At 67.7% G+C, this 11,861-nt stretch carries 12 protein-coding genes; 2 read left to right on the forward strand and 10 right to left on the reverse strand.

Annotated features, from left to right (window positions below; translation table 11 throughout):
- Positions 1–46: 46 nt before the first annotated feature.
- Positions 47–1,102, reverse strand: coding sequence for an N-acetyl-gamma-glutamyl-phosphate reductase (gene argC / locus ACO2RV_RS08260; protein ID WP_423291727.1), 1,056 nt, complete (start codon positions 1,100–1,102; stop codon positions 47–49).
- Positions 1,103–1,339: 237 nt separating this feature from the next.
- Between argC and parE the strand changes: the two genes are divergently transcribed.
- Positions 1,340–3,382 (forward strand): DNA topoisomerase IV subunit B, encoded by a 2,043-nt coding sequence (gene parE / locus ACO2RV_RS08265; protein ID WP_423291729.1) that lies wholly within the window; start codon positions 1,340–1,342, stop codon positions 3,380–3,382.
- Between the two features lie 6 nt (positions 3,383–3,388).
- On the opposite strand, the gene ACO2RV_RS08270 is transcribed toward parE, so the two are convergent.
- Entirely contained in the window at positions 3,389–4,018 is a 630-nt protein-coding gene (locus ACO2RV_RS08270; protein WP_423291731.1) for a LysE family translocator, read from the reverse strand.
- A 10-nt stretch (positions 4,019–4,028) separates the two neighbouring features.
- Positions 4,029–4,505, reverse strand: coding sequence for a transcription elongation factor GreA (gene greA / locus ACO2RV_RS08275; protein ID WP_423291733.1), 477 nt, complete (start codon positions 4,503–4,505; stop codon positions 4,029–4,031).
- Between the two features lie 219 nt (positions 4,506–4,724).
- On the opposite strand from greA, the gene ACO2RV_RS08280 reads away from it, so the two are divergent.
- Positions 4,725–6,302: a DEAD/DEAH box helicase gene (locus ACO2RV_RS08280; protein WP_423291735.1), complete on the forward strand. Its 1,578-nt coding sequence runs from the start codon at positions 4,725–4,727 to the stop codon at positions 6,300–6,302.
- Between the two features lie 102 nt (positions 6,303–6,404).
- Here the strand turns inward: ACO2RV_RS08280 and ACO2RV_RS08285 are convergent, their stop codons facing one another.
- The 7 genes from ACO2RV_RS08285 to sufC form a co-directional block, all read right to left on the reverse strand.
- Complete coding sequence (locus ACO2RV_RS08285) at positions 6,405–6,770, reverse strand: TfoX/Sxy family protein (RefSeq protein WP_423291737.1); 366 nt, start codon at positions 6,768–6,770, stop codon at positions 6,405–6,407.
- A gap of 14 nt (positions 6,771–6,784) precedes the next feature.
- Complete coding sequence (locus ACO2RV_RS08290) at positions 6,785–7,141, reverse strand: HesB/IscA family protein (RefSeq protein ID WP_423292055.1); 357 nt, start codon at positions 7,139–7,141, stop codon at positions 6,785–6,787.
- A gap of 299 nt (positions 7,142–7,440) precedes the next feature.
- Complete coding sequence (locus ACO2RV_RS08295) at positions 7,441–7,872, reverse strand: VOC family protein (protein ID WP_423291739.1); 432 nt, start codon at positions 7,870–7,872, stop codon at positions 7,441–7,443.
- A 5-nt stretch (positions 7,873–7,877) separates the two neighbouring features.
- Complete coding sequence (locus ACO2RV_RS08300) at positions 7,878–8,252, reverse strand: SUF system Fe-S cluster assembly protein (RefSeq protein WP_423291741.1); 375 nt, start codon at positions 8,250–8,252, stop codon at positions 7,878–7,880.
- On the reverse strand, positions 8,249–9,496 hold the full coding sequence (locus ACO2RV_RS08305) for a SufS family cysteine desulfurase (protein ID WP_423291743.1): 1,248 nt from the start codon (positions 9,494–9,496) through the stop codon (positions 8,249–8,251). The genes ACO2RV_RS08300 and ACO2RV_RS08305 overlap by 4 nt, the downstream gene beginning before the upstream one ends.
- Positions 9,497–9,674: 178 nt before the next feature.
- Entirely contained in the window at positions 9,675–10,988 is a 1,314-nt protein-coding gene (sufD, locus tag ACO2RV_RS08310; protein ID WP_423291745.1) for a Fe-S cluster assembly protein SufD, read from the reverse strand.
- A 10-nt stretch (positions 10,989–10,998) separates the two neighbouring features.
- Entirely contained in the window at positions 10,999–11,757 is a 759-nt protein-coding gene (sufC, locus tag ACO2RV_RS08315; RefSeq protein ID WP_423292057.1) for a Fe-S cluster assembly ATPase SufC, read from the reverse strand.
- Positions 11,758–11,861: the final 104 nt, after the last annotated feature.

The following is an 11,861-nucleotide window of genomic DNA, read 5'->3' on the forward strand; positions in this document are numbered from 1 at the left end:
TCCCGCGATTGCCACAGGCAATCTCCGGGATGACGGCCAGCCCGGATCACGGAAACAGCGCGACCTGCTCCAGCCCTGTCGTCTCGGGATAGCCGAGCACGAGGTTCATGTTCTGCACCGCCTGGCCGGAGGCACCCTTCACCAGATTGTCGGTCGTCGAGATGATGATGACGCGGTCGGGCGAGCGGTCCTTGATCACGCCCATGAAGGTCATGTTCGAGCCCTTCACGAAGCGCGACTGCGGCACCTGGCCGAGCGGCAGCAGATGGATGAACGGCTCGCCGGCGTAGAACTCCGACAGCACGCGGCGCACACCCTCCGCCCCGATGCCGGCGGCAGTCTTCACATAGATCGTGGCGTAGATGCCGCGGTTCATGGGAACGAGGTGCGGGGTGAAGCTCGGCACGATGGAGCGGCCGGCGGCCTTGGAATATTCCTGGTCGAGCTCAGCCATGTGGCGGTGGCTGCCGACGCCATAGGCGTGCATGCCCTCTGTCACCTCGGTGTAGAGCAGGTTCTCCTTGGCCGAGCGGCCGGCGCCGGTGACGCCGCTCTTGGCGTCGACGACGATGCTGTCCGGCTCGATCGCGCCGGCCTCGATCAGCGGCACGACAGGCAGGATCGCGGTCGTGGTGTAGCAGCCGGGATTAGCGACCAGCCGCGCCTTGCGGATGTCCTCGCGATACAGCTCGACGAGGCCGTACACCGCCTCCTGCTGCAACTCCAGCGCCTGGTGCGGATGGCCGTACCATTGCTCATAGGCGCCGGGATCGCTCAGCCGGAAATCGGCGGAGAGGTCGACCACCTTGATATGCGGCGCGCTCTCGAAGACGCGCTTGATGACCTGCTGCGTCGTGCCGTGCGGCAGGGCGCAGAAGGCGAGGTCCACGCCCGACCAGTCCACCTCGTCGATGGTGACGAGCGTGGGCAGCACGAGCGGGGCGAACTGCGGGAAGACATCGGCCATGCTCTGGCCGGCCTTGCGGTCGGCAGTGAGCGCGACGATCTCCACACGCGGATGACGCACCAGCAGTCGCACCAGCTCCGCGCCGGTGTAGCCCGAGGCCCCGAGGATGGCGATCCGTGCCTTGCTGTCCGTCATGGTGGCAATCCGTTGATGCGATTGATGTGTCGCCGGCCGCGCAGCCTCCGGAAAGGCCCGCGCATATCGAGCCCGCGCCATTACACCTTCTGCATGTCGGATGAAAGACGCTATATCTGGGCCGCGCGCATAGCCGCCCCGCTTTGTTCACGGAGCGTTCCGGTTTAGGCTGCGAACTGCCATAGTGCTATGCACGTCCGAATCGTGTTCCCGCAAGAGACGAGCCGCTCCTCACCCATGTCGAATTCCGACGACCTTTTCGCCTCCGTTCCCGCCCCGGCCGCGCGCCCCTCCCGTCCCGTCGCCAAACCGACGGAGAAAGGAGAGGCGACCGCCGGAGAGAACGGCTACACGGCCGCGCATATCGAGGTGCTGGAAGGGCTGGAGCCGGTGCGGCGCCGGCCGGGCATGTATATTGGCGGCACCGACGAGAAGGCGCTCCATCACCTGTTCGCCGAGGTGATCGACAATTCGATGGACGAGGCCGTCGCCGGCCACGCCAGCTTCATCGAGGTGGAGCTGACCGAGGACGGCTTCCTCACTGTGACCGACAATGGCCGCGGCATCCCGATCGAGGAGCACCCGAAATATCCCGGCAAGTCGGCGCTGGAGGTAATCCTCACCACGCTGCACGCCGGCGGCAAGTTCGATTCCAAGGTGTATGAGACTTCGGGCGGCCTGCACGGCGTCGGCGTCTCGGTGGTGAACGCGCTGTCCGACGTGCTGGAGGTCGAGGTGGCGCGCAGTCAGGTGCTCTATCGCCAGATGTATTCGCGCGGCCTCGCGCAGGGCCCGATCCAGGAGATCGGCCGCGTGCAGAACCGGCGCGGTACCCGCGTGCGCTTCCATCCCGACGCGCAGATCTTCGGTGAGGCCGCGCGCTTCAAGCCCGCCCGCGTGTTCAAGATGGCGCGCTCCAAGGCGTACCTGTTCGGCGGCGTTGAAATCCGCTGGAGCTGTGACGCCGCGCTGGTGGCCGGGACGGAGATTCCCGAGAAGGCCGTGTTCCGCTTCCCCGGCGGCCTGAAGGACTATCTCGCCGCCGATATCGAGGGCCATACGCTGGTCCATCCCGACATCTTCGCCGGCAAGACCTCGCGCCCCGGCGGACACGGCTCGGCCGAATGGGCCATCGCCTGGCTCGGCGATGCGGATGGCTCGATTTCCTCCTACTGCAACACCATTCCCACCGCCGAGGGCGGTACGCATGAGGCGGGTCTGCGCTCGGTGCTGCTGAAGGGCCTGCGCGATCACGCCGAGCGCACCGGCAACGCCAAGCGCGCCGCCATCATCACCACAGACGACATCATGGCCGGCTGCGCCGCCATGCTCTCGGTCTTCGTCCGCGAGCCGGAATTCCAGGGCCAGACCAAGGAAAAGCTCGCCACCGCCGAGGCCACCCGCATCGTCGAGGCGGCGCTGCGCGATCCGTTCGACCACTGGCTCGCCGGCAATCCCGTCCAGGCGAGCCGCCTGCTCGACTGGGTGATCGAGCGCGCCGACGAGCGCCTGCGCCGCCGGCAGGAGAAGGAAATCTCCCGCAAGACGGCGGTGCGCAAATTGCGCCTGCCGGGCAAGCTGGCGGACTGCTCGAACAACTCCGCCGCCGGCTCCGAACTGTTCATCGTCGAGGGCGACTCGGCCGGCGGCTCGGCCAAGCAGGCGCGCGAGCGCCAAACCCAGGCGGTGCTGCCGCTGCGCGGAAAGATCCTCAATGTCGCCAGCGCCGGCCGCGACAAGCTCGCGCAGAACCAGCAGATCTCCGACCTGATACAGGCGCTCGGCGCGGGCACCGGCGCGCACTACCGCGAGGAAGACCTGCGCTATGAGCGCGTGGTCATCATGACCGACGCCGACGTCGACGGCGCCCATATCGCCTCGCTTCTCGTCACCTTCTTCTTCCGGCAGATGCCGAAGCTGATCGAGAACGGCCACCTCTTCCTCGCCGTGCCACCGCTCTACCGCATCAGCCAGGGCGCCAAGACGCTCTATGCGCGCGACGAGGCACACCGCGACGAATTGCTGGCGAAGGAGTTCTCCGGGCGCGGCAAGGTGGAGATCGGCCGTTTCAAGGGCCTCGGCGAGATGATGCCGGCGCAGCTCAAGGAAACCACGATGAGCCCGAAGTCGCGCATGCTGCTGCGGGTCACTATCGAAGAGGCCGAGCGCGCCGCCACGGCGGATATCGTCGAGCGGCTGATGGGCAACAAGCCGGAAAGCCGCTTCGCCTTCATCTCCGAGCGCGCCGCCTTTGCGGACGAGGAGTTGCTTGATATCTGAGCGCCGTCACCGACGGTCGAAGGCGAGGCGCGCGGCGAGCATCAGGAAGATGCCGCCCGTCGCCATCTGAAAAGCCCGGGCCACCCTTGCCCGGCCGGCGAGCCAGCCGCTCAGCCGTCCGGCGAAGATGCCGACCAGAAGGTTCGCGGCCGTGCCGCCGACGTTGAACACCACGCCCAGCAGCACGAACTGGAGAAAGGTCGAGCCGCGCGCCGGATCGACGAATTGCGGCAGGAAGGCGAGGATGAACACCGCCACTTTCGGGTTGAGCACGTTCACCATCACCGCCTCGCGAAAGGCGCGCCAGGGCGTGTCCCGCCGCCCGGCGGCGGGCGTGAGCAGGAGACCCGGCGAACGGAAGGTCTGCACCGCGAGCCAGACGAGATAGGCGATGCCCGCCCAGCGGATCGCCTCGAAGGCGCCGGGATGGGCAGCCAGCAGTGCCGCCAGCCCCAGCGCCGCCGCCAGCGTATGGATCATGCCGCCCGCCGCGATGCCGAAGCTCGCCGCGATACCGGCCCGCGCGCCCGAGCGCATGCCCTGCCCGAGGCAGAACAGCATGTCGTTGCCGGGGGTGAGGTTCAGCGCCAGCGCCGCCGGCGCGAAGACCAGGAGAGTCTCGACGGGAATGAGCATGACGGGGTCTCTATTCCGCTTCCGGCGCCGCGTCGACGGCGACGATCTCCATCTCGCCGGCCGGCAGGGTGATCTCGTCGCCGACCCATTTGCCCATCAGCGCCCGCGCCACCGGCGAGACCCAGGCGATGCGCCCGTCCTTCGGTTCGGCCTCGTCCTCGCCGACAATGCGGAAGGTGCGGCGCTTGCCGTCCTCGGCCTCCAGCGTCACCGCCATGCCGAAGGTGACCGCCTCGGCCTGCTGCGGCGGATCGACCGGCTCGGCGTTGGCGCGCCGCGCGCTCCAGTACCGCAGCTCGCGCGAAGCCTGCGCCGCGCCGTCGCGGTCGCCCCTCGCGCCGGCTGAGGCCAGCGCCTCGCGATAGCGCGCGGCCTCCCTTTCGATCAGCACCAGGCCGCGCCGCGTGACGAGGTTGCGATTCGGGCTGACCGGCCGCTCGGGCAGCGTGTCGGCCCCGCCGTCTTCCTTAACGAAGGCGCGACTCACGACGCCCTCCCCGTGCGCTCATCCGACGGGGCGCGAAAACCAGCTTCAGAACTCTTGACAGAGGCGAACTTCATTGACTTTCCGGGCTTTATGCCTATGTTGCGTCGCGTCGTCTGACCTTATCCGATCGATGCGCTCCGCGCGAAGACGATGCCATCCGCCCCCGGTTACGGCTCGGGGGGTCCGGTGAGCGGTGCGCTGCCGCAGAATAGACTCCTGATGCCCTTTAATGAACTCGGTCTGAGCAACAAGGTGCTCTCGGCCGTCACCGATGCCGGTTACACCGAGCCGACGCCGATCCAGGCGCAGGCCATTCCGCATGTGCTGGCCCGCCGGGACGTCCTCGGACTTGCCCAGACCGGCACGGGCAAGACGGCGGCCTTCACGCTGCCGATGCTCACCCTGCTCGAACAGGGCCGTGCCCGCGCTCGCATGCCGCGCACGCTGATCCTCGAGCCGACGCGCGAGCTTGCCGCGCAGGTCGAAGAGAACTTCGTCAAATACGGCAAGAACCACAAGCTCAACGTAGCGCTGCTGATCGGCGGCGTCTCCTTCGGCGACCAGGATGCCAAGCTGGTGCGCGGCGTCGACGTGCTGATCGCCACGCCCGGCCGCCTGCTCGACCATGTGGAGCGCGGCCGCCTGCTGCTCTCCGGCATCGAGATCCTCGTCATCGACGAGGCGGACCGCATGCTGGACATGGGCTTCATCCCCGACATCGAGCGCGTCTGCAAGCTGGTGCCGTTCACCCGGCAGACGCTGTTCTTCTCGGCCACCATGCCACCGGAAATCCAGCGCCTCGTCGCGCAGTTCCTGTCCAACCCGGTGCAGATCGAAGCCTCGCGCCCGTCCTCCACCGCGTCGACCATCACCCAGTTGCTCGTCGCCTCCGGCAAGGAGGACTATGAGAAGCGCGAAACGCTGCGCAAGCTGATCACCGAGGCGGACAGCCTCCAGAACGGCATCATCTTCTGCAACCGCAAGAGCGAAGTCGCGGTAGTGTACAAGTCGCTTCAGCGCCACGGCTTCAAGGTGGTCGCCCTGCATGGCGACATGGACCAGCGCTCGCGTATGCAGGCGCTCGACCAGTTCCGCACCGGCGAGGCCAACCTGCTCGTCGCCTCCGACGTCGCCGCGCGCGGTCTCGACATTCCCGCGGTGAGCCACGTCTTCAACTATGACGCGCCGCACCATGCCGAGGACTATGTCCACCGCATCGGCCGTACCGGCCGCGCGGGACGTGCCGGCGCCGCCTTCACCATCGTGACCCCGTCGGACGCAAAGTCGCTCGCCGCGATCGAGAAACTCATCGGCCGCCCGATCGACTGGCTGGAAGGCGCCACGCTCGACGCCCTGCCGCCCTCCGAGCCGCGTGCCCGCCGTGATGGCGGCGGCGAGCGCGGCAAGGGCGGTCGTGGTGGCGGCGAGCGTGCCCGCGAGGAGCGCGCGAGCGAGGAGCGCCGTGGCGCCCGCCCGGCTCGCCGTCGTGTCGAGAAGACCGAGGACGAGCCCGTGGCCGCCGCCGAGGTGACCAGCGCACCGGTTGCCGAGGAACGCGCCCCCGAGGCGGCTCGCAAGCCGCGTAGCCGCACCAAGGCCGCCCCGCGTGGTGATGCGCCGGTTCCCGCGGCTTCGCCCGCACGCGCCGCAGCGCCGCAGCGCGCCCCGGCACCGGCTCGTGCCCCGGTGACGCCGCTCTCGCATCACCGCAGCGAGCGTGCGCCGGTCGACGAGCCGGCGGATACCTCGCACCTGCCGGCCTTCCTGCTCCGTCCGGTGAAGATCAAGGCGGGCTGAAGGGTCTGGCCGCTCGTGGCTCGGGATAGGCCGAGCCGATGGCGGGCTGCACTTGGCCGTGCCTCCTGAAATTGCCGATCAGCGCCTGCCGTGCGACCGGGTTCAGTCGCGCCGCGACCGCGCGCGGGTCGGCATCATGCGGCGGGGATTTCCGGCAGCGGCGATGAGGGCCAAGCGAAGGGCCCGCGCGGCGAGTTCCGCCGCCGCCTCGGCATCGTCCAGAGCCGCATCGGGAAGCGACCAGTAGCTGAAGGTCACCCGGCGTCCCTGCGTCTCATGGACGAAGGGTTCGGCGCCCCGTTCCTTCAGATCGAACGCGAAGGCCGGATCGGTCTTGAGATAGATACGCTCGCCAGCCGCCAGCGCGAACATCACGCCATCGGCGTAGATGCCGATCCCGCCGAACATCCGCCGGCAGCGCACGGGACGAAAGGCCGCGAAGATGTCGGAAATCGCCGCCTCGTCCATGTCCGCTCCGTCGGTCAGGCGTGCGCGTCGGCAGGTTCCGAACGCACCGGCGTGATGGCGACGGACTCGCCGCAGCCGCAGGCGGATGTCTGGTTGGGATTGTTGAAGACGAACTGGGCCGAGAACTTGTCGGTCTTGAAGTCCATCTCGGTGCCAAGCAGGTACAGGATCGCCTTGGGGTCGATCAGCACCTTCACGCCCTTGTCCTCGACCACCTCGTCGAACCGCCCCGCTTCCTCGGCGAATTCCACGGTGTATTCCATGCCGGCGCAGCCGCCGTTCTTCACCCCGACGCGCAGGCCGGCGACAGGCTTTTCGGAACGCGCGATGATCGACCGCACGCGCTCGGCGGCGGCTTCGGTAAGCGTCATCACGGCGGGACGCGGGCGGACAGGACGCACGGTCGCTTCGGTCATTTCGTCGTCTCCTAATCGACGCCGGTTAAAGGCCGGCGGATCGGTTCGCCTAAAATGGGGCAGTCCGCCGCCGGACACAAGATCGCCCGGCGCGGATCAGCCATGGCAACGGCGAGAAGATCGATTTTCTGAAGAGTCTTCCCGCTGCCCTTTGCCGTCATCCCGGACGGCCGAAGGCCGATCCGGGATCGCGTGGAATTGGTGAGCGATCCCGGCGCTCCGCTGCGGCCAGGATGACGTCTGCAATGGGAAGCTCAATAATTCGGCCACAGCCCCGGCGTGGCGAGTTCCACGAGATGGCGATCGGGATCGCGGAAATAGAGGCTGATGCCCCCGCCCTTCCAGTCGACCCGGCTCTCGATCTCCACCCGGTGCGCAGCGAGATGCGCCACCCACCGCTCGACCGAGCTCTCAGGAATCGCCAGCGCGTAATGCAGCGGCCCATGCCCGTCATGCGGGGGAATGGTGCCTTCCGCCATCACGACGGGCACCAGCGTCGCGCCGCGCTGGAACAGCAGCAGCACGCTCGCCGGCCCAGCATTATAGGCGCAGAAGCGGGCGTCGGCGATCATCGGCCTGAGGCCGAGCACGCCCTCATAGAAGGCACGGGCGGCCTCGATGTCGTCGACATAGAGCCCGGTCTCCAGCACGCCGGAGATTGGTGGCGGCACCGGCCCTTCCGCCATCGCGCTCACCAGAGGTTGAGCGACAGCCGCGCTTCCTCCGACATCCTGCCCTGGTCCCAGGGCGGGTCGAAGGTGAGGTTGACGGTGACGCCCGACACGCCGCCGACGCTCGCCACCGCGCCTTCCACCATGCCGGGAAGCTCGGCGGCGGAGGGGCAGTTCGGCGTGGTCAGCGTCATCTCGACGGCGACCTGCCGGTCGTCGGCGATGTCGACCTTGTAGATGAGGCCGAGCTCATAGATGTCGACCGGGATTTCCGGATCGTAGACGGTCTTGAGCGCCGCGACGATGTCGTCGGTCAGTTGCTCGAGCTCCTGCGCCGGGATCGCGGAATCGACCGCCGGTGCGTTCGGGCCGTCCGAAGCTTGCATCTCGCTCATGCGAAGAGGTCCTGAGCCTTGATGAGGGCGTCGGCGAGCACGTCGACTTCCTCATGCGTGTTATAGAGCGCGAACGACGCCCGGCACGTCGCCGTTACACCATATCGCCCCAGAAGCGGCATCGCGCAATGGGTGCCGGCGCGAACCGCCACGCCGGCGCGGTCGATGATGGTCGCGATGTCGTGCGGATGCGCGCCCTTCACGTCGAAGGCGAAGATCGCGCCCTTGCCCGGCGCATTGCCATAGATGGTCACGGAATTGATCCGCGACAGCCGCTCCTTGGCATAGGCGCCGAGCGAGGCCTCATGCGCGGCGATGCGCTCGCGCCCGAGGCTTTCCATGTAGACCAGCGCCTCGCCGAGGCCGATGGCCTGCACGATGGGCGGCGTGCCGGCCTCGAAGCGGTGCGGCGGCTCGCCATAAGTCACGCCGTCCTCGGTGACGGTGCGGATCATCTCACCGCCCCCTTCATAGGGCGGCAGCTTGTCCAGCAGCGCCCGCTTGCCATAGAGCACGCCGATGCCGGTCGGGCCGTAGAGCTTGTGGCCGGTGACGCCGTAGAAATCGACGTCGAGATCGACCACGTCGACCGGCATGTGCACCGCCGCCTGCGCGCCGTCGACCACCACCACCGCGCCGACCTCATGCGCCAGCCGGGCGATTTCCTTGACCGGCGTCACCGTGCCGAGCACGTTCGACATATGGGTGACGGCGACGATCCTGGTGCGCTCGGTCAGCAGCGCCTTGTAGGCCTCAAGGTCGAAGGCGCCGTCTTCCGTCACTGGCACCCATTTGATCACCGCGCCCTTGCGCTCGCGCAGATAGTTCCACGGCACGATGTTGGAGTGGTGCTCCATGATGGAGAGGATAATCTCGTCACCCTCCCTGATCGACTGGCCGAGCGAGGAGGCCACGAGATTGATCGCGCCCGTCACCGAGCGGGTGAAGATCACCTCTTCCAGCGTCGGTGCATTAAGGAAGGCGCGGCAGCGCTCGCGCGCCTGCTCATAGGCCTCGGTCATCGCATTGGCGAGGAAATGCAGACCGCGATGGACGTTGGAATATTCGTTCTCATAGGCGAAGCGCATGCGGTCCAGCACCTGCACCGGCTTCTGCGCCGAGGCGGCATTGTCGAGATAGACCAGAGGCTTGCCGTAGACCTCTTTCGACAGGATGGGGAAATCCTGCCGCACGCGGGCGACGTCATAGGTGCCGTTGGCAACGGCGGGGTGGATGGTGGTCATGTCTCGACCTTTACTGTCACCGGGCGGGAGACGAGCATCCTTCGAGGCTCGCTTCGCTCGCACCTCAGGATGACGTCGCATCCGAGAGCAGCGTCATCGCCCCATCGAAAAGAACACCGTCATCCTGAGGTGCCCGGGCAAAGCCCGGGCCTCGAAGGATGTCAGCAGAAGATGCAGGTCACCCCCGCGCCTTCAGCCAGGCTTCCGCCTGCTCCACCAGCGCCTCGCGCAGCCCGTCATGCTCGACGGTCTCGATCGCCTCGCCGACGAAGGCCTGCACCAAGAGGCTCTGCGCCTCCTTCAGCGGAATGCCGCGGGCGCGCAGGTAGAACAGCAGCTCGTCGTCGATGGCGCCGCAGGTAGCGCCATGGCCGCACTGCACGTCGTCGGCGAAGATCTCCAGCTCCGGCTTGTTGTCCATCTCCGCGTCGTCGCCGAGCACCAGCGCGCGGCTCATCATCCGCCCGTCGGTCTTCTGCGCCGCCTGGCGGACGACGATCTTGCCCTGGAACACGCCGCGCGACGAATTGTCGAGCACATGCTTGAACAGTTCGCGGCTCTCGCAGCCCGGCACCTGATGGTCGACGAACAGCGTCGAATCCGCGTGCTGGCGGCCGCTCAAGAGCACCGCGCCGTTGAAGCCGACATGGCTGTCCTCGCCCGACAGCGTGGCGTAGAGCGAGGTGCGCGCCACGCCGGCGCCGACGCCGAAGGTGAAGGCGTGCACCTGCGCCTGCCGCCCGACATCGAACAGGATGGTCGAGAGGTGGATCGCGGTGGTGCTGTCACGCTGCAGGCGCACCACGTCGAGATGCGCCTCGTCGCCCACCACGAACTCGGTGGCGCTGTTGGCCTGGTAGGCCATGCCTTCCGGCCCCTCGAAGCTCTCGGCGAAAGTGAGCCTGGAGCCGGCGCCGACCACCACCAGCGAGCGGGCATAGCTCGCCGCCGGGGCATGGCCGGCGAAGACATGGGCGACATGGATCGGGCGGTCGATCTCGACGCCCGGCGCGACGGTGACGATGACGCCGTCGCGGGCGAGCGCGGTGTTGAGCGCCAGCGCCGCGTCATAGCGGCCCGGAACGATGCCGCCGACGCGGCTCAGCACCTCATCGCCGGCCGCAATGGCGGCCGACAGGGTGGTGACGGTCAGCCCGTCTTCCAGCCCGGCGAGATCGGAGAGTTCAGGCAGCACGCGGCCATTGGCGACGACGATGCGGCGGGCGTCGACCTCGCGCAGCACTTTTGCGCGCGCGTCGGCTTCAGCCACCGCGGCGGTGCCGGCGACCGGTACGGCCTCGCGCATCAGCGTGCGCAGGTCGGTGTACTTCCATTCCTCGACGCGCCGGTGCGGCAGGCCGTGTTCGGCGAAGCTGCGGGCGGCGGCGCGGCGCAGATCGCCGAGCCGGTCGCCACCAGCCGGCAGCCCATCGAAGGAGGCGATCAACGCCTGCTCGGCCGGGGTCCGGATCGGACGGATTTCGGCGTTCATCTCATCCACCTCACGCCGCGTCCTGCTGGTACTCGGCATAGCCATTGGCTTCGAGTTCCAGCGCCAGCTCCTTGCCGCCCGAGCGCACGATGCGGCCCTTGTGCATGACATGCACGAAGTCCGGCACGATGTGGTTCAGCAGGCGCTGGTAGTGGGTGATGACGATCATCGCGCGGTCGGGCGAGCGCAGCGCGTTCACGCCCTCGGACACCACCTTGAGCGCGTCGATGTCGAGGCCGGAATCGGTCTCGTCGAGGATGCACAGCTTGGGCTGCAGGATCGCCATCTGCAGGATCTCGGCGCGCTTCTTCTCGCCGCCGGAGAAGCCGACATTGACGCCGCGCTTCAGCATGTCCTGGTTGATGCCGAGGCTGCCGGCGCGCTGCTTCACGAGGCGCAGGAAGTCCGGGGTGGAGACCTCCTCCTCGCCGCGCTTCTTGCGCTGGGCGTTCAGCGCCGAGCGCAGGAAGGTCATGGTGGCGACGCCGGGCACCTCGATCGGGTACTGGAAGGCGAGGAAGATGCCCTTGGCGGCGCGCTCGTCGATCTCCAGATCCAGCAGGTCCTCGCCGTCGAACGTCACCGAACCCTCGGTGACCTCGTAGTCTTCCTTGCCGGCGAGGATGTAGGACAGCGTCGACTTTCCGGAGCCGTTCGGCCCCATGATGGCGTGCACCTCGCCGGGGTTCACCGTCAGCGACAGGCCCTTGAGGATTTCCTTGCCGTGATCGCCGTCGATCTTGGCGTGGAGGTTGTCGATTTCGAGCATGGCCATTTCGTTCGGTCCGTATCTGGAGCGCGTCGTCCCGCGAGGGGCGCGCTGAAATCTGGGAAGCGATCCCGGAGCACGGCCGTGCCGCGTCCGGGATGACG

This window comes from Ancylobacter sp. VNQ12, assembly GCF_049445835.1.
GTDB lineage: Bacteria > Pseudomonadota > Alphaproteobacteria > Rhizobiales > Xanthobacteraceae > Ancylobacter.